General features: G+C 74.4%; 22 protein-coding genes and 2 pseudogenes. 16 read left to right on the top strand and 8 right to left on the bottom strand.

The window, feature by feature from the left end:
• Positions 1-100: 100 nt before the first annotated feature.
• On the bottom strand, positions 101-607 hold the full coding sequence (locus BAW75_RS25150) for a mycothiol transferase (RefSeq protein WP_104115117.1): 507 nt from the start codon (positions 605-607) through the stop codon (positions 101-103).
• Between the two features lie 100 nt (positions 608-707).
• Between BAW75_RS25150 and BAW75_RS25145 the strand changes: the two genes are divergently transcribed.
• Complete coding sequence (locus BAW75_RS25145) at positions 708-1,223, top strand: 2'-5' RNA ligase family protein (protein ID WP_043325134.1); 516 nt, start codon at positions 708-710, stop codon at positions 1,221-1,223.
• 339 nt (positions 1,224-1,562) lie between these two features.
• Here BAW75_RS25145 and BAW75_RS33075 read toward each other — a convergent pair whose 3' ends face one another.
• From BAW75_RS33075 to BAW75_RS33065, 3 genes and pseudogenes are all read right to left on the bottom strand, one after another.
• Positions 1,563-1,703 (bottom strand): hypothetical protein, encoded by a 141-nt coding sequence (locus tag BAW75_RS33075; protein ID WP_244206262.1) that lies wholly within the window; start codon positions 1,701-1,703, stop codon positions 1,563-1,565.
• A gap of 6 nt (positions 1,704-1,709) precedes the next feature.
• Positions 1,710-1,814 (bottom strand): annotated as a pseudogene (locus BAW75_RS33070) (GNAT family N-acetyltransferase); the annotation flags it as partial.
• The gene (locus BAW75_RS33065) at positions 1,814-1,984 is read right to left on the bottom strand and encodes a hypothetical protein (RefSeq protein WP_244206261.1); all 171 of its coding nucleotides are present in this window, start codon (positions 1,982-1,984) and stop codon (positions 1,814-1,816) included. The gene BAW75_RS33065 and the pseudogene BAW75_RS33070, both read right to left, overlap by 1 nt.
• 174 nt (positions 1,985-2,158) lie before the next feature.
• Between BAW75_RS33065 and BAW75_RS25135 the strand changes: the two genes are divergently transcribed.
• From BAW75_RS25135 to BAW75_RS25095, 8 genes are all read left to right on the top strand, one after another.
• A complete protein-coding gene (locus BAW75_RS25135; protein ID WP_043330389.1) occupies positions 2,159-3,268 on the top strand; it encodes a hypothetical protein in 1,110 nt (369 codons plus the stop codon).
• Between the two features lie 23 nt (positions 3,269-3,291).
• Positions 3,292-4,119, top strand: coding sequence for an MEDS domain-containing protein (locus tag BAW75_RS25130; RefSeq protein ID WP_043325135.1), 828 nt, complete (start codon positions 3,292-3,294; stop codon positions 4,117-4,119).
• Positions 4,116-5,078 carry an anti-sigma factor RsbA family regulatory protein gene (locus BAW75_RS25125; protein ID WP_104115106.1) on the top strand — a complete coding sequence of 321 codons (963 nt, stop codon included), beginning with the start codon at positions 4,116-4,118 and terminating at the stop codon, positions 5,076-5,078. Before BAW75_RS25130 ends, BAW75_RS25125 begins: the two co-directional genes overlap by 4 nt.
• A gap of 130 nt (positions 5,079-5,208) precedes the next feature.
• A complete protein-coding gene (locus BAW75_RS25120) occupies positions 5,209-6,672 on the top strand; it encodes a coiled-coil domain-containing protein (protein ID WP_104115105.1) in 1,464 nt (487 codons plus the stop codon).
• Positions 6,673-6,796: 124 nt separating this feature from the next.
• Complete coding sequence (locus BAW75_RS25115; protein ID WP_104115104.1) at positions 6,797-7,171, top strand: SH3 domain-containing protein; 375 nt, start codon at positions 6,797-6,799, stop codon at positions 7,169-7,171.
• Between the two features lie 64 nt (positions 7,172-7,235).
• Entirely contained in the window at positions 7,236-8,180 is a 945-nt protein-coding gene (pip, locus tag BAW75_RS25110; protein WP_244206259.1) for a prolyl aminopeptidase, read from the top strand.
• Complete coding sequence (locus BAW75_RS25105; RefSeq protein WP_104115103.1) at positions 8,177-8,998, top strand: metallophosphoesterase family protein; 822 nt, start codon at positions 8,177-8,179, stop codon at positions 8,996-8,998. The genes pip and BAW75_RS25105 overlap by 4 nt, the downstream gene beginning before the upstream one ends.
• Positions 8,999-9,163: 165 nt before the next feature.
• Entirely contained in the window at positions 9,164-11,425 is a 2,262-nt protein-coding gene (locus tag BAW75_RS25095; RefSeq protein ID WP_104115102.1) for a catalase, read from the top strand.
• A gap of 77 nt (positions 11,426-11,502) precedes the next feature.
• Here the strand turns inward: BAW75_RS25095 and BAW75_RS33060 are convergent, their stop codons facing one another.
• From BAW75_RS33060 to BAW75_RS25085, 3 genes and pseudogenes are all read right to left on the bottom strand, one after another.
• Positions 11,503-11,874, bottom strand: coding sequence for a DUF2804 domain-containing protein (locus BAW75_RS33060; protein ID WP_244206258.1), 372 nt, complete (start codon positions 11,872-11,874; stop codon positions 11,503-11,505).
• Positions 11,875-11,931: 57 nt separating this feature from the next.
• Positions 11,932-12,290 (bottom strand): annotated as a pseudogene (locus BAW75_RS33055) (DUF2804 family protein); the annotation flags it as partial.
• Positions 12,291-12,360: 70 nt separating this feature from the next.
• A complete protein-coding gene (locus tag BAW75_RS25085) occupies positions 12,361-13,119 on the bottom strand; it encodes a peptidylprolyl isomerase (protein WP_013474698.1) in 759 nt (252 codons plus the stop codon).
• Positions 13,120-13,346: 227 nt separating this feature from the next.
• On the opposite strand from BAW75_RS25085, the gene BAW75_RS25080 reads away from it, so the two are divergent.
• From BAW75_RS25080 to BAW75_RS25065, 5 genes are all read left to right on the top strand, one after another.
• A complete protein-coding gene (locus BAW75_RS25080) occupies positions 13,347-14,480 on the top strand; it encodes an RNA ligase RtcB family protein (RefSeq protein WP_104115101.1) in 1,134 nt (377 codons plus the stop codon).
• Positions 14,477-15,082 (top strand): peptide chain release factor H, encoded by a 606-nt coding sequence (prfH, locus tag BAW75_RS25075; RefSeq protein ID WP_104115100.1) that lies wholly within the window; start codon positions 14,477-14,479, stop codon positions 15,080-15,082. The genes BAW75_RS25080 and prfH overlap by 4 nt, the downstream gene beginning before the upstream one ends.
• A 95-nt stretch (positions 15,083-15,177) precedes the next feature.
• Entirely contained in the window at positions 15,178-15,321 is a 144-nt protein-coding gene (locus BAW75_RS32430; protein ID WP_167435615.1) for a hypothetical protein, read from the top strand.
• Entirely contained in the window at positions 15,318-15,947 is a 630-nt protein-coding gene (locus BAW75_RS25070) for a hypothetical protein (RefSeq protein WP_104115099.1), read from the top strand. The genes BAW75_RS32430 and BAW75_RS25070 overlap by 4 nt, the downstream gene beginning before the upstream one ends.
• Positions 15,948-15,976: 29 nt before the next feature.
• Positions 15,977-16,804, top strand: coding sequence for a DUF72 domain-containing protein (locus tag BAW75_RS25065; RefSeq protein ID WP_208635305.1), 828 nt, complete (start codon positions 15,977-15,979; stop codon positions 16,802-16,804).
• A gap of 62 nt (positions 16,805-16,866) precedes the next feature.
• Here the strand turns inward: BAW75_RS25065 and BAW75_RS25060 are convergent, their stop codons facing one another.
• Positions 16,867-17,661: a DUF3152 domain-containing protein gene (locus BAW75_RS25060; RefSeq protein ID WP_104115098.1), complete on the bottom strand. Its 795-nt coding sequence runs from the start codon at positions 17,659-17,661 to the stop codon at positions 16,867-16,869.
• A 136-nt stretch (positions 17,662-17,797) separates the two neighbouring features.
• Between BAW75_RS25060 and BAW75_RS25055 the strand changes: the two genes are divergently transcribed.
• Entirely contained in the window at positions 17,798-18,301 is a 504-nt protein-coding gene (locus tag BAW75_RS25055; protein ID WP_043325145.1) for a SigE family RNA polymerase sigma factor, read from the top strand.
• Positions 18,302-18,306: 5 nt separating this feature from the next.
• Positions 18,307-19,026, top strand: coding sequence for a hypothetical protein (locus BAW75_RS25050; protein ID WP_244206260.1), 720 nt, complete (start codon positions 18,307-18,309; stop codon positions 19,024-19,026).
• The last annotated feature ends 636 nt before the right edge of the window (positions 19,027-19,662 follow it).

The following is a 19,662-nucleotide window of genomic DNA, read 5'->3' as shown; positions in this document are numbered from 1 at the left end:
CCCCGCGCCCCGGGTGAGGCGAACTCACCCGGTCCGGGTGAGCCGCGGCGGTGACCCGGCAGCGGCCGGACGGGCCCGCTGGGACGGGGCCGGGCGGCGCTCAGCCCAGGATGAGCCCGCGCACGTAGGCGGCCTGGCCGACGTGCTGGAAGTCGTCGTCGAGCACGCTCACCAGCCGCACCCCGAGCGTCACCGGCGGATCCCAGTTCTCGTCCACCACCCGGTCCAGGTCGGCCGGGCGCAGCCCGCGCAGGTAGTCCAGGCTCCGGTCCACCACCGCCCGGTGGTAGTCCAGCAGCACGCCGCCGTTCTCCGGGCGTACCGCGGCGATCTGCTCCGGGCCGTGCCCGAAGCCGGTGTCGGCGCGGTCGGGCCGCAGACCGCACCGCGCCGCCCAGTCGCCGCCGGCCCAGAGCTGCGGCTCGCCCATCACGTCGGCGACGTGGTCGTCCTGGATCCGGGTCAGGTGCCAGACCAGCCAGCCGACCGGGTTCGCCCCGTCGGCCGGCGCCCGCCGCAGCTGGGCCGCGTCGAGCCCGTCGAGCGCCCCGGCGACCAGATCGGGCAACCGCCCGTACGCCTCGATCAGCACGTCCCTCGCGTCCACGCGCACCTCACTCCCCTGCCGTCTCGTGCGTCTTCCCGGGCAGTACCGCCCAGCGTGCCCGGCAAACCTCGTCGCGGGACCCGACATCTACTGTGATCGGGTGGTCGCGGCGCTGGAGCTGTATCTCGACACCGACGCCACCCGGCGGATCCGGGTGCTGTGGGACCTGCTGGAGTCCGACGGGGTGCCGAGCCTGCGGTCACTGCTGGCGCAGCGGCACCGCCCGCACGTCTCGCTCGCGGTGGCGCCCCGCCTGGACCCGCACCGCGTCGCCGAGGCACTCGCCGGAACCGTGGTGGCCGCGCCGCTACGGCTGGAGTTCCAGCACGCCGGGCAGTTCGTCGGCCGGGTGCTCTGGCTCGGTCTCGCGCCGACGCCCGAGCTGCTGGCGCACCACGCCGAGGTGCACGACCGGCTGGCCCGGGCCGGCGTCGAGGTGGTGGAGCACTACCGGCCGGGACGCTGGGTGCCGCACTGCACGCTGTCCATGCGGGTGCCGAACCCGCTGATGGGGGCGGCGGTGCGGCGGTGCCTGGAGGTGCTGCCGCTGACCGCGACGGTGGTCGGCGCGGCGGTGGCCGACCACGCCCGAGACATCTCCCACCCCCTCCCCTGACGCACTCCCCCACCAAGATCCACACCATCCCGGCGAGCTGGCTGCATCAGACCACCTCCGATGCAGCCACCTCCCCGAACTGGTGTCGATCATCGGGGTCGACCGCACGCGGCGGCCAGCACAGCTACGCGGACAACAACCAGACCGCACCAACCAGCCCGGAGCGCAGCCCACCTCCGACAACTCCACCGACCTGCCGGATCCACGGAACATGATCCACACCAGCTCGGCGAAGTGGCGGCATCCCTCGTCCATGATCAAAACCAGGTCGGGGAAGTGGGGGCATCAGACCACCGTTGATGCAGCCACCTCCCCGAACCGGTGTCGATCTTGGGTGGGTCACTGCGGGGTGAGGTCGAGGAGGAACGTCGGGTGGTCCGGCTGTGGGCACGGGTCGCCCCGATGACCGAGCCGCTCGTAGGACCGCGCCGCCCGCCCGCCGGCCCGGCGGCGCACCGCCGTGAACAAGGAACGGCCCACCCCGTCACGTCGCCGGTCCGGAGCGACGTACCGGTCGTGCAGGCGTACGGTGCGGTGCGCGTCACCGGAACGCAGGTTCGGGCCGTGGTCCTGGGCGGCGGCGTACCCGATCAGCCGGTCGGCGTCGGTGGCTCCGAGCAGCGCCCGGCGGGGTCGGCCGGCAGCGCGGCGAAGCGGAGCCGGTGGACCTGCGGCGGTGAGTCGCCGACGCCCATGTCCCGCAGCATCGGCCACAGCGCCGGCCAGTCCGGTACGCGCGTTCCCCGCACGGTGCCCGACATCGGTTCAGGATGCGGGCGCGACAGCGTGGCGGGACCGGGTTTCGCGCCATCTGCGGCTGCCCTGACGATCGCGGCAAAACCGACGCAAGCTGGTAAAAGCGCAGGTCAGAGCCATTCTGGCCACCCGAGGACGTGCGGCTGGAGCGGCAGCGAAACACGTCGAAGGAGAGCCTCATGGCCGCACCCGTCGTCCGTTCCGTCACCCCCGACCAGACCGTCCTGCTGCCCGGGCAGTCGACCACCGTACGGGTCGACGCCTACCACCCCGACTCGCGGCTGCTGACGCTCGCCGGCCGGGTCAGCGACCCCACCGGCGTCACCTGGGACAGCCCGGTCCGGGTGGATCTGAGCGTGCCACTCACCGTCCAGCTCGCCAGCGCCTCGCCGGGGGTGACGGTCACACCCAGCAGCGCCGAACCGGGCCGCTTCACAGTCACCGTGCTGGCCGGCCGGGGCACGGTGACGCTGACCGCGACGGCGCGTGACGGCGCCGGCCGCACCGGCACGGGCACCACCACGCTGACCGTGCCGCTGCTGGTCGGGATGAGCGCCGAGAAGGGCGCGCGGACCCAGCGGGCGGTGGCCGACTACCCGGGCATCCGTTACATGCGCGACTTCGGCACTGACGGTCCGGACGCGGACACGCTGCCGGAGCTGCCCGCGCTCAACGCCGGCAAGTTCGCCGACGCGCCGTCGGCCGTCATGCACGTCAGCTGGAAGGACGACGTCGAGCAGTTGGCGAGCTGGCTCGACGGCGTGAGCCGCCCGATCTACCTGACCTGGTACCACGAGCCGATGGGCGACGTGGCGCCGGCGACGTACCGGGCGACGGCGAGCCGGGTGACCCAGATCGTGGCCGCGCACCGCAACCGGCGGTGGGTGCTCGGGCACGGCCCGATCGTGACCCGCTACTGGCTGGACGAGGGACGCGGCAACCCGACCGACTGGGGTTATCCGGGCATGACCCACTACGGCGTGGACTGCTACTCGCGGGACACGGCCGCGTACTGGCCCGCCTCGCGGATGTTCGGGGTGGCCTTCGGCAAGGTGCGCGCCGCGTACCCGGGCATCCGGCTGCTGGTCCCCGAGTACGGGCTGACCCGCGTCGCCACCGACACCACCGGCGCGGGCCGGGCGCGCACGATCCGGGACCACGTCACCTGGCTGCGCCAGCAGAACGACGTGGACGCGATCGCGTACTGGAACAACTGGGCCGAGTTCGAGCTGGGCGACCCGCCGCCGGAGGCCACGGCCTGGCGCGATCTCCAGGTGGGCCCGGCATAGACTGGGCCGATGAGGCGAAGTCGGTGACCAGCGGGAGCGTGTCGTACCCGGGCTACACCCATGGCTGCCTCGCCTACGACGACCCGGCCGCGCTGCGCGCGCTGACGGTCGAGCAGGTCAGCGCCGGTCTCGCCGCCGGTGAGCAGGTCTGGGTGGTCTGTCCGGAGGATCGTGCCACTGTCACCGGCTGGCTGGCCTCGGTTCCCGGTCTCGACGCCGCGCGCCGGCGGGACGCGCTACGGCTGGTTCCCGTCGGCGAGGCGTACCGGCACGACGAGATCGTCGACCCCAACCGGCAGGTCGGGGCGTACGTGCGGGCCACCACCGAGGCGCTGACCGCCGGGCACACCGGCCTGCGGGTGCTGGCCGAGGCGACGAGCCTGGTCCGCACCCCGGCCCAGCGGGACGCCTTCGCCCGTTACGAGCACCGCATCGACCACTGGATGCGGCACCGGCCGATGTCGGCGATCTGCGCCTACGACCGCCGGCAGCTCGGCGACGCGGCAATCGCCGAGCTGGCCTGCCTGCACCCGGTGACGAACGCGGACGTGCTGTTCCGGCTGCACGCCGGCGACGGCGACTCGGTGGTGGCGCTGGCCGGCGAGCTGGACCCGACCAACCACCGGGACTTCGCCGCCGCGCTGGAGCGGGCCGACCCGCGGCCGGTGGCGGGCCGGGTCGTGTTCGACGCCGCCGAGCTGCGTTTCGTGGATCACCGCAGCCTGCTGCACCTGCGTGACCACGCCCGCCGCCACGACGCCGTCGCGGTGCTGCGCACCCCGCACCGGACCCCGGCCCGGCTGGTCGAGCTGCTCGGCCTGACCGGGGTACGGGTGGAGGTGCTCGGATGAGGAGCGGCGCGGCCTCCGGTCACGTGGGCTACTTCCACGAGGCGTTCGTCTACGACTCCGACGAGGAGCTGCTGGCGGTGGCGCTGCCGTTCCTGCTGGACGGGGTCGCGGCCGGCGAGCCGACGGCGGTGAATCTGGACGAGCGCAACGCGGAGCTGGTGCGCCGGGCGCTGCCCACCGGCGCCGAGGTCACGTTCCTGCCGGTCGGGGACCTCTACGCCCGGCCCAGCGTCGCGCTGCGCTCCTACCGGGAACTGCTCGCGTCTTACGTGGCGGCGGGCGCGGCGCAGATCCGGATGGTCGGCCAGCTGCCGCCGGTGCTGCTCGGCTCGACCTGGGACTGGTGGGCCCGCTACGAGTCGGCCATCAACCACGTCTACGACGACTTCCCGCTCTGGGGCATCTGCGCCTACGACCGCCGCAGCACCCCGTCGCACGTGCTGGCGGACGTGGCGCGTACCCACCCCCGGGTGGCGCGGCCGGACGGCGGGCACGAGACGGCCGATCTCTACACCGACCCGATGAGCTACCTGACCGAGCCCCGCCCGGTGCCGCTGGACCCGGTGCAGCGGACGACGCCGCTGGTCGAGCTGATCGACCCGACGCCGGCCCGGGCCCGGGCGGAGGTGCGTGCCGCCGACGACGGCCTGCTCGCGCCGGACAGCGCCGACGGGCTGGTCATCCCGGTGAGCGAGGTGGTGAGCAACGCGCTGCGGCACGGCGAGCCGCCGGTGCGGATGCGGCTGTGGCGCGCGCCCGACCGGATCGTGGTCACCGTAAACGACCGGGGCCCCGGGCCGAAGGATCCGTACGCCGGACTGTTGCCGGCCGGTGACGGCTCCGACGGCGGGTTGGGTCTCTGGATCAGCCACCAGAGTTGCGACCACGTGACGCACCACCGCGACGCGGGCGGCTTCACCATCCGTCTGACGGCGGGGAACCCGCACTTCCCGGTCTGACCGCGACGCCGGTCGGCCGGGCAGGGGCGGGGCGAGACGCGCGCGCGGACGCGGTACCGTAGCGCCTCATCGTGCCCTGCGGGGCGGTCATCCGCCGGCCTGGCGCTGGCGAACCGACGGAGGATGGCGCATGTCCAACGGCGACGATCCGTTCGCACCCCACGACGACGTGTCCGCGCGCCCGCGCTTCGATCCGGCGCTGCGCGGCTACGACAAACGTCAGGTGGACCGGTACGTCGAGCAGGTCGACGCCGAGGTCAGCGCGCTCACCGCCGCGCGGGACCGGGCGTACGCGCAGGTGCGTGACCTGACCGCGCAGGCGCAGCGGGCGCAGGCCGAGGCGGCCGAGTTGCGCGAGCGTCCGGCGGCGGCGGTGGACCGGGCGTCCTTCCGGGACCTCGGCCCGATGGTCGACCAGATCCTGGACCTGGCCGAGAAGCAGGCCGGGCAGATCACCGACGTGGCCACCCGGCGCGCGGAGGAGTTCCAGGCGCAGGCGGAGAAGCTGCTGGCCGCGGCGCAGGAGCAGGCCGCGCGGGAGCGGCGCGAGCTGGACGAGGAACTGTCCGCGCGCCGGGCCGAGCAGGAGCGGGTGGACGAGGAGCGGCTGGCCGCGGCGCAGGCGGAGCTGGCCGCCGTGCGGGAGCTGGCGGAGAAGCTGCGCGTCGAGGGGCAGGCCGCGCACGACCGGGCCCAGCAGGAGGCGAAGCGGATCACCGAGCAGAGCGCGCAGCAGGTCGAGCAGGCGCGTTCGGCGTCCGAGGCGCTGGTGAAGGCCGCGCGGACGCAGATCCAGCAGGAGGTCCAGGCCAACCGCAGCAAGGCCCAGCAGGAGCTGGCCCAGTGGCAGGCCACGATGGCCAAGGAGCTGGACGAGCGGCGGGCCGCCGCCGAGCAGGAGCTGGCCGACCGGGCCGCCGCCGCGGAGAAGGACATCGCCGCGCTGGTCGCCGAGGCGCAGCAGTACGCCACCGAGGTCCGGGAGCGGGCCGACGAGGAGACGACGGCGCACCAGGAGCAGCTCGCCGGCGTGCAGCGGGAGATCCAGCAGCGGCAGGAGACGCTGACCGGGCTCAAGGCGGAGCTGGAGACGGTCTCCCGGAAGCTGGAGGAGACCCGCCGGGAGATCGGCACGATCGAGCGCAGCGGCGCGGAGCTGGAGGAGCGGCTGGTCGGCGTACGCCGGGAGCTGGCCGCCGAGAGCAGGCGGCTCGACGAGGCGCGGCGCGCGGCGGACCTGGCCGAGCAGCACGCCAAGGAGACCCGGGCCCGGGTGCAGCGGGAGGCCAAGCGGGTCGCCGACCTCGCCGCGGCGGCGGTCATGGCGGCGGCTGCGGGCGGCGGGGAGACCGCCGAGTACCCGCAGGTGTCGGCGCGTCCGGCGGTCACCGTCGCGCCCGACGCGGCGCCGCGGACCGGGGACGGGCGGACCGAGCCGGACGCGGCCGAGCCGGAGCAGCCCGTCGTGGAGCCGTTCGTCGAGCGGCTGGACGGGCCGAGCTTCGACGCGTTCGCGGTCCGCACGCCGGCTCCGCGCGGGGCGCCCGAGGTGGAGACCACGGGTACGGACAACGGCGTGCCGGCTACCGCCTGAGCGATCGGCGCCACCGGTCCCGGCCGGGCCGGTGGCGTCGCATCTTGCCCATCGACCTTGCTCTATGCAAATATTTGGATCGATCTGCTGGTGCATCTCGATCTTTATTCGGGGGTTGACGGGTATGCGGAAGATCTCCTCCATCGGCGCCGCCGTCGTCCTGACCGTCGCCACGGCGGGCGCCGTGGTGACCGGTACGGCCGGACCGGCGAGCGCCGGGTGCAGCCACTCGCACTCCAACGTCGACAGCAAGTTCGGCCAGCTGTTCAACGCGACGAACGTCAACATCCGCACCGGCCCGCACACCACCTGCGCCTCGCTCGGGTACGGGCAGCTCAACCACAACGTCGACTTCCACTGCTTCGCCAGCGGCGACCGGGTCACCGCCAACGGCAAGACCACCTACACGTGGACGTACCTGCGGGACGTCACCACAGGTGTCTCCGGCTGGGTCGCCGACGCGCTGCTGGACAACCTCGGCGGCAACGTCGCCTGCTGAAGACGGGCGGGTAGAGCCGTACGCCACCCACCGGATCCCGGTCGGTGACGGCCACGTCCTGTACGTGGAGGAGGTGGGCCGGCCGGACGGCGTACCCGTGGTGTTCCTGCACGGCGGGCCCGGCGGCGGGCTGGTGCCGGCGGCGCGCCGGTTCTTCGATCCGGGGCGCTACCGGGCCGTGCTGTTCGACCAGCGGGGGGCCGGCCGCAGCACCCCGCACGGCGAGGTGCGCGCCAACACCACCTGGCATCTGGTGGCCGACCTGGAGACGATCCGGCGGCGGCTGGGCATCGGCTCGTGGCTGGTGTTCGGCGGGTCGTGGGGCACCACGCTCGGCCTGGCGTACGCGCAGGCGCACCCGCAGCGGGTCACCGGCCTGGTCCTGCGCGGCGTGCTGCTCCTGCGCCGCGCCGAGCGGGACTGGTTCTACCAGGGCGGACTGCGGCATCTCCAGCCCGAGGAGTGGGAACGGTTCGTCGCACCGGTCCCGCCGGGCGAGCGCGACGACGTGCTGGCCGCGTACCACAGGCGGCTGCACGGCCCGGACGAGGCGCAGGCCCGGGTCTGGGCGCGGGCCTGGGGACGCTGGGAGGCGGTCAACTCGTCGCTGCGCCCCGACCCGGAGCTGCTCGCCCACTTCACCGCCGACGAGCACGCGCTGCCGGTGGCCCGGATCCTGTCGCACTACGCCGTGCACGGCGGCTTCCTCACCGAGGGCCAGCTGCTCGACGGCGTGGACCGGATCCGCCACCTGCCCGCCGTGATCGTCAACGGCCGGTACGACCTGTGCTGCCCGCCGGTGTCCGCGTACGACCTGGCCCGCCGGTGGCCGGAGGCGACGTTGCGGATCGTGCCCGGTGCCGGGCACTCCGCGGCCGAGCCGGCGATCGCCCGCGAGGTGCTGCGCGCGCTCGACGAGGTGGCCGCGAGGGTCGAGAGCCCGGCCGGCGAGCCTGGTCATGGCGAGCCTGGTCATCCGGAAGCGCCGCTGGCAGGATCGGCCGGGTGACGGGTGGGCTGTACGCGGTCAGCGACCTCCATGTGTCGTACGCGGAGAACCGCGCGGTGGTGGACGGCCTGCGACCGGAGACGGCGGACGACTGGCTGATCGTGGCCGGCGACGTGGGCGAGGTCTTCGCCGACGTCGAGCGGACGCTGCGGCTGCTGCGCGACCGGTTCGCGACAGTGGTGTGGGCGCCGGGGAACCACGAGCTGTGGACCCACCCCAACGACCCGGTGACGTTGCGCGGGGTGGCCCGCTACGACGCCCTCGTCGCGATGTGCCGCGAGCTGGGCGTGCTGACCCCGGAGGACGAGTACGCGGTGTGGCGGGGCGACGGCGGCCCGGTCACCGTGGCGCCGCTGTTCGTGCTCTACGACTACTCGTTCCGCGCGCCCGGCACCACCACCAAGGAGGAGTCGCTGCGCGTGGCGTACGACGCCGGTGTGGTGTGCACCGACGAGATGCTGCTGCACCCCGACCCGTACCCGGATCGGGAGTCCTGGTGCGCGGCGCGGCTGGAGGCGACCCGGCGGCGGCTGGAGGCCACCGACCCGGCGCTGCCGACGGTGCTGGTCAGCCACTGGCCGCTGGTGCGCCAGCCCACCGAGGTGCTCTGGTTCCCGGAGTTCGCGCAGTGGTGCGGCACCGACCGGACGGCCGACTGGCACGTGCGGCACCGCGCCGCCGTCGCCGTCTACGGCCACCTGCACATCCCGCGCACCACCCACTACGACGGGGTGCGGTTCGAGGAGGTGTCGCTGGGCTACCCGCGCGAGTGGCGGCGTCGCGGCGGCGAGCCGGCGCCGATGAAGCGGATCCTCTGACGTCCTGGACGGCCGCTGGCTGGTCGCCGGTGGGCTGCTGCTCACCGGCGTGACGGTGCCACGCCGGTCCTGACCAGTGATTCCGCGATTGTTCCGGTTTGCCCGCCCTCAGCTGGGGTACGGCCGAAGGGGCCTGGACATTTAGCTGTAGGAGGACAGGTCCTGATGGAATCCAGCAAGCCCGCCCAGATCGTCAAGGGTGTCGTCGAAGCCGCCGTCGAGAAGGTCGGCGACGCGCTGACTCCGGACGTGCCGGGCGCTCCCGGCAGCGCGCCACCACCGCTGGAGGAGCCGACCACGCCGCACGGGCCGCTGCCGCCCAAGGCCGAGCAGGGCGCGCCGGACACCCGGACCCCGACCGGCGCCGAGACCGGCGTACCGAAGATCGCCAAGGGGCAGCAGGGCGCGTACCTCACCACCGCCAACGGCGCCCGGCTGCGCGACACCGACCACTCGCTCAAGGCCGGTCCGCGCGGCCCGGTCCTGCTCCAGGACCACCACCTGCGGGAGAAGATCACCCACTTCGACCACGAGCGGATCCCGGAGCGGGTGGTGCACGCCCGGGGCGCTGGTGCGCACGGCACGTTCGTAGCCAACGGCGCCGCCGAGGAGGTCACCCGCGCCGGCTTCCTGAAGCAGGGGCGCGAGACGCCGGTCTTCGTCCGCTTCTCCACCGTGCTGGGCTCGCGCGGGTCGGCCGACACGGTCCGCGACACCCGCGGCTTCGCCACCAAGTTCTACACCGACGAGGGCACGTTCGACCTGGTCGGCAACAACATGCCGGTGTTCTTCATCCAGGACGCGATCAAGTTCCCGGACGTCATCCACGCCGGCAAGCCGCACCCGGACCGGGAGATCCCGCAGGCGCAGAGCGCGCACGACACGTTCTGGGACTTCGTCTCGCTGCACACCGAGGCGCAGCACCACACCATCTGGAACATGTCCGACCGGGGCATCCCGCGGTCCTACCGGACCATGGAGGGCTTCGGCGTGCACACGTTCCGACTGGTCGACGAGGCCGGCGCGACCGTGCTGGCCAAGTTCCACTGGAAGCCGAAGCTCGGCGTGCACTCCCTCACCTGGGAAGAGGCCCAGATGATCAGCGGCATGGACCCGGACTTCCACCGCCGCGACCTGTACGACGCCATCGAGGCCGGCGCGTTCCCCGAGTGGGAGCTGGGCATCCAGGTCTTCCCGGACACCCCGGAGGAGACGTTCGCCGGGATCGACCTGCTCGACCCGACGAAGATCGTGCCGGAGGAGCTGGCGCCGGTGCAGGCGATCGGCACCCTCACCCTCAACAAGACGCCGCGCAACTTCTTCGCCGAGACCGAGCAGGTGGCGTTCCACGTCGGACACCTGCCGCCGGGCATCGACGTCACGAACGACCCGCTGATGCAGGGCCGCCTCTTCTCGTACGTGGACACGCAGCTCACCCGCCTGGGCGGGCCGAACTTCACCCAGATCCCGATCAACCGGCCGCACGCCGACGTCAACGACATGCTGCGGGACGGCTTCCACCAGCACGCGGTGCACGCGGGCGTGGCGCCGTACCGGCCGAACTCGCTCGACGGGGGCAACCCGTTCCCGGCCGGAGACCGGGAGCACGCGTTCGTGGACACGCCGGTGACGGTGGCCGAGGCGCCGAAGGTGCGGGCCGCGCCGGCTTCCTTCGACGACCACTACAGCCAGGTACGCCTGTTCTGGCAGAGCATGTCGCCGGTGGAGAAGGAGCACATCATCCGGGCGTACACGTTCGAGCTGGGCAAGTGCTACCACCAGGCGATCAAGGAGCGGCAGCTGCAGTGCCTGGCCAATGTCGACCCGGTGCTGTGCGAGCAGGTCGCGATCGGTCTGGGCCTGCCGGTGCCGCAGCCCACCGTGCCGCTCGCCGAGGTGCAGCCCAGCCCGGCGCTGTCCCAGGTGGGCCGGGAGTGGCCGGCCGACGGCCGGATGGTCGGCATCGTGGTCGACGCCCAGGCCGACCTGGGCGACGTGCACGACGTACGCCGGGAGGTGTTCACCGCCGGCATGGTGCCGCTGCTGATCGCCGCGCACGGCGGCACCGTCGACGGGCTGCCGGTGCAGCGCACGTTCGCCACCGGCCGCTCGGTCGAGTTCGACGCGGTGCTGCTGGCCGGCGCTCCGGCCCCGGCGCCGGACGCGCTGCCGGCCCGCGACGCCAAGGCCGGCGCGGCGGGCTCGGCCACCGTCGACCCGCGGGTGCTGCTGCTGGTCGAGGAGGCGTGGCGGCACGTCAAGGTGATCGGCGCCTGGGGCGCGGGCGCCGAGGTGCTGAACCAGGCCGGTGTCACCGGCACGCCGGGCGTGGTCACCGGTGGCTCCGGCGCCGAGGTGCTCGCCGAGGTGCAGCGGCTGATGGCGGCGCACCGGGTCTGGGAGAGGTTCCCGGCCTCGGTCGCCTGATCCCGAGTCGCGCGTGGGGCGGTCCCGGACGGGGCCGCCCCACGCTGTGCGTACGGCCCGCCCGGCGGGGACCGGCCTCACCAGCGGTTGCGGGCCTCCTCGGCCCAGCCGACCAGGCCGTCCAGGTCCACACGCCCGCCGTCGTCGGTAGCGGCCCAGCCGGTGAAGTGGCCGAAGCACTGGTGCGTCTCCCCGGCCAGCACGAGCAGGTTGGTGCGCGCCACCCGCTCGTGGAACGGGTGGAACGTGACGTCCACCCGGTCGCCGGTGATCCGCCACGGCCGCAGCCAGTCGGTGCGGTCGTACTCCCAGGTCAGATCGGCGCCGATCTTGTGCAGCCGCCCGTCGACGAAGACCGCGTTCTCGGTCGAGCCGGTGCCGTCGGTCCACTTGCCGCCGAGCTGGATCGACCGGCCCGGACCGCTGCCGGCCGCCCAGTTCCACCGCACCGCGTACCGCCACTTGCCCCGGCCGTGGTCGAGCGCCGCGTACGGCCGTCGGGGCCCTGGTCCACGGCGATGGTGAGGTTCCCGCCGCGGGCCCGGACCGGGCCGGCGCCGCTGACCGGCGGCAGCACGGTGCCCCGGGCGAACGGCACCACCGCCTCCGCCGTCGTCTCCCGGCCGGTGCTCCGGTCGAGCAGGTAGAGGCTCTGCACCCCGGCGTAGTCCAGTGACGACGCGACCAGGCCGAGGATGTGCGTCGGGGTGACCACGCCCCAGTGCTCCCACCGCTTGGCCCGGCCCCAGCCGCGCAGGTTCGCCCGGTGCAGCGGCCGGCGGCTCCAGCCGACCGCCGCCGGGTTGAGCCGCCCGTCCGGCCGGCACAGGTCGACCGGCTCGGTGATCTCCCGCTCATGCGTCATCGCCGCAGGCTACCGGCGGCGACGCGGGCCCGGCGGGCGGCCTGGTCAGCCGTCCCGCCGGGCCGTCACGTCAGCGGCCCTGCTTGGCGCGGCAGATCTCCACCGGCACCGCCGGGGCGCCGTCGACCGGCGCCGGGTCCTCCGGGGTGGGCGCGATGCCGCCGGCCGAGATGCGGTCCAGCGTGGCCAGCCCGGCCGCGTCGACCTGGCCGAACACCGTGTAGTTGGGGCGCAGCGCCGAGTCGGCCTGGACCAGGAAGAACTGGCTGCCGTTGGTGTCCGGGCCGGCGTTGGCCATGGCCAGCGTGCCGCGCGCGTACAGGCGGCGTACGCCGGTCGGGTCGGTCGGCGCGGGCGGCAGGTCGGTGGGCAGCTCGTCGCGGTAGCGGTAGCCCGGGCCACCCTCGCCGGTACCGGACGGGTCGCCGCACTGGAGGACCGTGAGCGTCGGGTACGCGGTGAGCCGGTGGCAGGGCGTCCGGTCGTAGAAGCGCTTACGGACCAGGTGCAGGAAGCTCTGCACCGTGCACGGCGCCTGCTCGCGGTCCAGCGTCAACCCGATCGGCCCCTGGTTGGTGCGCAGCGTGACCCGCACGGTGCCCCGGTCCGGCGTGCGGCGCGGGTCCGGCGGCAGCGGCACCGGCCGGGCGGCCGGCTCGTCCGGCGTCGGCGTGTACGCGCACGGCCCCTTGGTGGGCGCCGGGTCGGCGGCGGGCGCCGCGGTCGCGGCGACACCTGCGGCGGCGACGATCGTCGCGGCGGCCACGCTCACCCCGGCGAGGCGGGCCAGCAGGGGTAATGCGGCGTGCGTTCGGGTTTCGCTCGACACGGTGGTCCTCCCTGGACTCGTGGTACCAGAACGACCGGAGTCTATGGATCGGGTGGGGTGATGTCGACGCGCACGCCTCACGGGTCGCCGGGAAAGTCGGTTGCCCGCCCGCGCCACCTCCGCGAGGCTGAGCGGCATGACGTTCTGACGGATCACACCCCGCCCGCAGGCGCCTCCTCGCCGCCTGCCGTTCCCCGGCCTCTCTCTTTCCGCAGAAACGAGCGTCTGTGTCCGCGTACCCCTCCGGGCGGGCCGTCGTGCCCGCCACCGTCTCCGTCTTCTCCTCCCCCGGCAGCTGGATCGAGTCCGCCGCGCTCGACCAGTGCCGTCAGGTCGCCGCCCTGGACGGCATGGCGCACGTCGCCGCCATGCCCGACCTGCACCCCGGCAAGGGCGCGCCGATCGGCGCGGCGATGTCCTCCACGGTGCTGTATCCGTTCCTGGTCGGCTCCGACATCGGGTGCGGCATCGCGGTGTTCCCGATCGCGCTGCGCCGGGTCGTACCGGAACGGCTCGCGGCCCGGTTCCCCGACCTGGACCGGGCGCTCGACCCGGACGCCGACGACCCGGCGTGGTCGGTGCTGGACGGCGACATCCCGGCCGGGCACCTCGACGGGCTCGGCACCGTCGGGCGCGGCAACCACTTCGTCGAGCTGGCCCGCGTCGGGCCGATCCTCGCGGCGGAGCACGCCACGCGGCTCGGGCTGGACGCCGGTGACCTGGTGCTCGTGGTGCACTCCGGCTCGCGCGGGCTGGGCGAACGGATCCTGCGCGAGCACACCGAGACGCACGGCGCCGGTCCCGCGCCCGACGCGGACGCCTACCTGGCCCGGCACGACGCGGCCGTGCGGTGGGGGTCGCTCAACCGGCGGCTGCTGGCCGCGCGGGTCGCGTACGCGCTCGGCGCCGAACCCACCGAGCCGGTCGTCGACCAGTGCCACAACCTGGTCGAGATCCGCGACGGGCGCTACCTGCACCGCAAGGGCGCGGCGCCGGGCGACGGGCGGGACGTGCTGATCGCCGGCACCCGTGGCACGCCCTCCTATCTGGTGGCCGCGCACGCCGGGCCGGACGCCGGCTACTCGGTGGCGCACGGCGCCGGGCGCAAGATGTCCCGCGCCGACGCGCTGCGCCGGGGCCGGGCCAAGCACACCGTCGAGGAGCTGCGGCGTACGCCGGTCGGCTCGATCGTGGTGTGCGGCGACCGGCAGCTGCTGTTCGAGGAGGCGCCCACCGCGTACAAGCGCATCGAGCAGGTCGTCGGCGACCTGGTGACGCACGACCTCGCCACCCCGGTCACCACCACGGTTCCGCTCGTCACCTACAAGACGCCGGACGTGGGCCGCAAGGGCCGCCGGTGACCGAGCTGCTGCTGTCCGCCGGGCGCGGACCCGCCGAGTGCGCGTGGGCGCTGGCCCGGCTGCTGTCCCGCCTGGAGGCCGAGGCGGCCCGGCGAGGCCTGCGTACCGCGCGGGTCGAGACGGTGCCCGGCGACCGGGCCGGCACCTACCGGTCGGTGCTGGTCCGGATCAGCGGCGCGGGGGCGGAGGCGTTCGCGGCCGGGTGGACCGGCACGCTCTGCTGGCAGGCGCCCAGCCCGTACCGGACGGGCCACGGGCGCAAGAACTGGTACGTCACCGCGCGCCCGTGCCGGACCGACGTGGTGGTCACGCCGTTCCACGAGGCGGACGTCGAGTTCGTGCCGTGCCGCACCGGCGGGCCGGGCGGCCAGCACCGCAACAAGGCCAGCACCGCCGTCCGGGCCACCCACCGGCCGTCCGGCCGGACCGTGGTGGTGGACACCGAACGGCACCTGCACCTCAACCGCCGGATCGCGGTCGAGCTGCTGCGACAGCGGATCGCCGCCGACGACGAGGCGGCCCGGCGCGCGGGCGTCGACGCCCGCTGGCGGATCCACGACGACCTCGTGCGCGGCGACCCGGCACGGGTGGAGCGGCCCTGACGCGGCCCGATCCGACGTCGCTGACCGGCCCGGCTACCGTGGTCGCGGCGCCCGGGCGGCCCCGGCCCGCCGCGGCGCGAGCGCGAGGAGGACGGATGCGACGGAGAAGGACCGGTCTGACGGCGGCGCTGGCGACAGGGGCCCTCTCACCCGCCTCCTGCGGTGCCAAGCGCAGCGTGTACTCCTCCGACCCCGGGCAGGTCACCGACGGCGCCTGCGACATGGACCGCGTCAAGTGAGCCCGCTCGTGCGGCGCTTCCGCGCCGTGGTCGCCATGTGGATCTTCGTCGGCGCGGGCGGGTTCCTGCTGGCCGGGTTCCTCGGCCTGGCCCTGCTGACCCAGACGGGTCCGTTCGCGGCCGCGTCGACCTTCTCCGCCGCCGCCGAGTTCGCCCCCGGCGCCGAGATCAAGGTGCGGGACACCGGCGTACGCCCCGGCAACATCCTGATCCTCGCCACCCCGGCCACAGTCGACCCCGTCACCGTGCGGTGCACCGCGAAGAGCCGGGTCTACTCCACCGGCGAGCAGCGGACCAGCGAGCTGACCGGGGCCCGGCCCGAGGGGACCGCGGCGGTGATGCGCGACCGCGGCGACCCGCGGCAGTTCACTCCGGTGCTGGCCACCGACGGCATCGGCTGGATGGGCACCGACTTCGTGAGCTGCACCGGCGCCGGCGCGGAGGCGTTCGCGCTGACCACCGCCAAGGGCATCCAGAGCGACAGGTTCCGGCTCGGCGCCGGACTGCTGCTCATGCTGCTCGCCCCGGTGCTCGCCGGGCTCGGCTGCCTCGCGCTGTACTTCACCCGGAAATGGAACCGGGAGGCGGCGCTGCGCGGCGACTCGACGAGCTGGCCCTACCGGTGACCGGGCTGCGCCTGCACGTCGGCTGTGCCATGTGGACGCACAGGTCCTGGTCCGGCCGCTTCCTGCCGCATCCGCTGCCCGCGCACGAGCGGCTGCGCGCGTACGCCGGGTGGTGCGACGCCGTGGAGGGCAACACCACGTTCTACGCGACCCCGGCCCGGGAGACGGTGGCGTCCTGGGCCGAGCAGACCGGCCCGGCCTTCCGTTTCCTGCCGAAGCTGCCGAAGGCGGTCACGCACGAGCACCGGCTCACCGGCGGCGAGGCAGCGCTGCGCGCGTTCCTGCACGCGATGGAGCCGCTCGGTCCCCGGGCGGACGCGCTCTGGATCCAGCTGCCCGGCTCGTTCGGCCCCGGCGACGTGCCCGACCTCGACCGGTTCCTGCGCACGCTGCCCGACACCCACAGGTACGCCGTCGAGGTCCGCCACCCCGCCTTCTTCACCGAGCCCGGCGCGGTACGCGCGCTGGAGGCCACGCTGCACCGGCACGGCGCGGAGTGGGTGCCGTTCGACACCACCGCGTTCTTCCGTACGCCGCCCACCAGCGACGCGGAGCGGGAGGCGTGGACGCGCAAACCGCGCCTGCCGCTGCGTACCCGGGCGCTGACCGACCGGCCGATCGTGCGCTACCTGGGCCGCGACGACCCGGCCCGCACCGTCGAGGGCTGGCAGCCGTGGCTGGACGTGGTCACCGGCTGGCTGCGGGAGGGCCGCTCGCCGACGGTGTTCGTGCACACACCGGACAACGCGGACGCGCCCGAGCTGGCCCGCCGCTTCCACGACCAGGTCCGCGAGCGGGTGCCCGGGCTCGCGCCGCTGCCGGAGCCGGAGCCGGTCGGCCCGGCCACGCTGTTCTGAGCGCCGGCGTGGGTCCGCCTGCGCGGCCGGGCTGCGCGTGCCCGGCCGCGCGGACCCGGACCTCAGCCCGGCCGGCCGCCCTCCGGCGGGGGCAGGCGGTCGTCGTACACGCCGGAGCGGCCCGCGTACCGCTCGCCGCGCAGGAACGGCAGCGGGTTCGGGGTGCAGCCGTGCAGGCCGAGCGTCTGCTGCTGCATCACCGGCGCCGGACGCCCCCGCCCCGGGCAGCGCTCGTGCCCGTGACCCAGGCGGTGGCCGACCTCGTGGTTGACCACGTACCGGCGGTACGCGCCGAGGTCGCTGCCGTACGCGGGCGCGCCGAGCACCCAGCGGGCCACGTTCACCACCACCCGGTTCCCGTTACGGCAGGACGTGTACCGGTCCAGCCCGTCCCCGCACAGGTCGTCGCGCGTACCGGGGGTGGCGAGGTAGACGGTGAAGTCGGCGGGCCCGTCGGCGCCGACGCGACGCAGGGCGATCCGCCCGTCCGTCGTCCAGCCACCCGGGCCGGCGAGGATGCCGGTGACCTGCGCCCCGAAGTCGGCCGCTGGCAGACCCGTGATGTCGCGCTCCACCGCCACCCGGTAGCGCAGCAGCCGGCCCGTACCCCCTGTGGTGGCCGGCTCGGCGGCGGCGAACCGCCACCGGTTGCCGCCCTCGGCGGGATAGCCGATCCGCGCCGGCCGGGGCCGGACGGGCGCCGCCGCCGGCGCGGCCGGCGCGGCAGCGGACGGCCCGGCCGGCTCGGACGGCGTGGCTGCGGGCTGGTCGGCCACTGCCGGTGTGCAGCCGGCCAGCGCCACCGCCAGCGCGAACACCGCCGCGCCACCGCGTGTCCGGTCCACGGTCCTGGTCATCTCGACTCCCCTCGGTGCCCGGTCGGGGGCACGGGGATGAGGACGGGTGGCCCGTCGCGAAAGTTGGTGCGGCGGGGACTCAACCTTTTCCGCTGCCCGCACGTCCCTACCGGGGTGAGAGGTGCAGAGGACCGGCATGGCCCGGGGTGACGCGGAGTTCGTCGAGTTCGCGCGGGCGTGCTCCGGGCGGCTGACGCACGCCGCCTTCCTCATGACCGGCAACCACCACCACGCCGAGGACGCCGCGCAGACCGCGCTCGTGCGCACGTACGCGTCCTGGTCCCGGATCCGCAACGGCGACCCGTACGGCTACGCCCGGTCGGTGCTGGTGAACCACCTCGTCGACACCTGGCGGCGGCCGATCCGCGAGTACCCGAGCGACGACCTCCCGGAGCGAAGCGGCGGCGACCTGGCCGAGGAGGTGGCGACGCGGCGGTGGCTGGTCACCGCGCTCGGCACGCTCACCGCGCGGGAACGCGCCGTCGTCGTCCTGCGTCACTACTTCGACCTGCCGGAGGCCCAGGTGGCCCGCGAACTCGACGTGTCCGTCGGCACCGTCAAGAGCACCTCGTCCCGGGCGCTGGAGAAGCTGCGTACCGCCGGCCTGTCCGCGCCCCGACCGCAGGAGACGTGCCGGTGACCGAGATGGACGAGCTGCGCCGGGCCATGCGGGCGACCGAGCGGGCCGACGGCCTGGACCTCGACGACATCATGCGCCGGGGGCGGCGGCTGCGCCGGCGGCGGCGGGCCGGCGCAGCCGTGGCGGCGATGACGGCGGTGCTCGCCGTGGCGTTCGGCGTCGAGGCCGTGGCGACGCGGCCCGGCCCGCCGAACCTCCCGGGCGGGGAGCCGGCCGCCACCGCGTCCGCCGGCCCTCCAGCGCCCACGCCGACGGCCGCGCTGGCCCCGACCCAGTCGCCGCTACAACCGCTCGGGACCGTCGTGGACAGCGGCATCCGGTACGGCGCCGACGCGCGCGTGTTCTTCATGGTCCCGATCGACGTGCCGGAACTGCCGCGTGTGACGATCGGCCTGGTCGCCGGCCGCCGCGCGCCGGACGGCCACCTGACCTCCGACTTCCTGCTCAACGACGTGTCCGGCAGCGACCGCCGGGCCGGGTTCCACGAGATCGGGTACGACCAGCAGCGGGCGCCCACCGACACGTCGATACCGACGTTCGGCTACTTCGTCGGGCCGGCGGCCCGCATCGTCGGGACAGTCGACGGCCGGCAGGTCGAGGCGAAGCTGGCCAGGTGGAGCGAGGACCCCCAGGTGGTGATCTTCTGGTTCGACCCGAAGACCCTGACTCCGGGAACCCGCCTGGACGGCATCATCGCCCGAGACCCCCAGGGCCACCGCCTGTAACCCCACCCGCCCGCTCCCTCCCGTCTCCCTCTCCCCCTCCGTCTCCCCCGTTTATCAAGGAGTTTGCGGACTGACACCGCCCCGACAAGGACACAAACTCCTTGATCACCGGGAAGGGAGGGGCCGGGCGTGAGAGCCCATCCCGCCCCGAGCTCCCTGGTTCGCCGACTCGAGCCGCCCCGCGCGCCCTCCCTCGCCTCGGCGCCCCGAACCACCCGTAGATCTTGGTACGAGAGCGCCCCCATGGGGGCGCTCTCGTACCAAGATCTACGACTGCTCCCGGGATACGGACCACGGATCTCGGGTCATGGGAGACCCGACGCGCCTGGGACGGGCAGGCGAGGCTGGCACCGGCCCTCGCCGGCGATCTTGCACTTTCCACCCGGTCAGATGGGGCATTCAGGACATCTACCGGCCCGCAAGTGCAAGATCGCGGGGGCGGGGGGGGGGCGGGAGGGGGCGGTCTCCCGCCGCCCTCCCGCAGCTGGCTCGTCAGTCGCGGTCGATGTGGTGACCCACCACCGTCGGGCCCAGCATCACGGCGAAACCGGAGCCGTCCCGGCGCGGGTCGGCCGGCGGCAGGTCAACCGGGTCGCCGGTCGCGGTCGCGCCCACCGGCCGCGGGCCGATCCAGGC

The organism is Micromonospora chalcea (assembly GCF_002926165.1).
GTDB classification, from domain to species: domain Bacteria; phylum Actinomycetota; class Actinomycetes; order Mycobacteriales; family Micromonosporaceae; genus Micromonospora; species Micromonospora chalcea.
Note: the sequence above shows the minus strand (reverse complement) of the source record. Positions and strands in the feature narration are given on the sequence as shown.

Excerpts from the sequence above, each read along its gene's own strand:
- BAW75_RS25095 (WP_104115102.1), top strand. The coding sequence starts at position 9,164 with ATGGAATCCAGCAAGCCCGCCCAGATCGTCAAGGGTGTCGTCGAAGCC.
- BAW75_RS32430 (WP_167435615.1), top strand. The coding sequence starts at position 15,178 with ATGCGACGGAGAAGGACCGGTCTGACGGCGGCGCTGGCGACAGGGGCC.
- BAW75_RS25115 (WP_104115104.1), top strand. The coding sequence starts at position 6,797 with ATGCGGAAGATCTCCTCCATCGGCGCCGCCGTCGTCCTGACCGTCGCC.
- BAW75_RS25125 (WP_104115106.1), top strand. The coding sequence starts at position 4,116 with ATGAGGAGCGGCGCGGCCTCCGGTCACGTGGGCTACTTCCACGAGGCG.
- BAW75_RS33065 (WP_244206261.1), bottom strand. The coding sequence starts at position 1,984 with ATGTCGGGCACCGTGCGGGGAACGCGCGTACCGGACTGGCCGGCGCTG.
- BAW75_RS25135 (WP_043330389.1), top strand. The coding sequence starts at position 2,159 with ATGGCCGCACCCGTCGTCCGTTCCGTCACCCCCGACCAGACCGTCCTG.
- BAW75_RS25055 (WP_043325145.1), top strand. The coding sequence starts at position 17,798 with ATGGCCCGGGGTGACGCGGAGTTCGTCGAGTTCGCGCGGGCGTGCTCC.
- BAW75_RS25050 (WP_244206260.1), top strand. The coding sequence starts at position 18,307 with ATGGACGAGCTGCGCCGGGCCATGCGGGCGACCGAGCGGGCCGACGGC.
- BAW75_RS25120 (WP_104115105.1), top strand. The coding sequence starts at position 5,209 with ATGTCCAACGGCGACGATCCGTTCGCACCCCACGACGACGTGTCCGCG.
- BAW75_RS25065 (WP_208635305.1), top strand. The coding sequence starts at position 15,977 with ATGTGGACGCACAGGTCCTGGTCCGGCCGCTTCCTGCCGCATCCGCTG.
- BAW75_RS25060 (WP_104115098.1), bottom strand. The coding sequence starts at position 17,661 with ATGACCAGGACCGTGGACCGGACACGCGGTGGCGCGGCGGTGTTCGCG.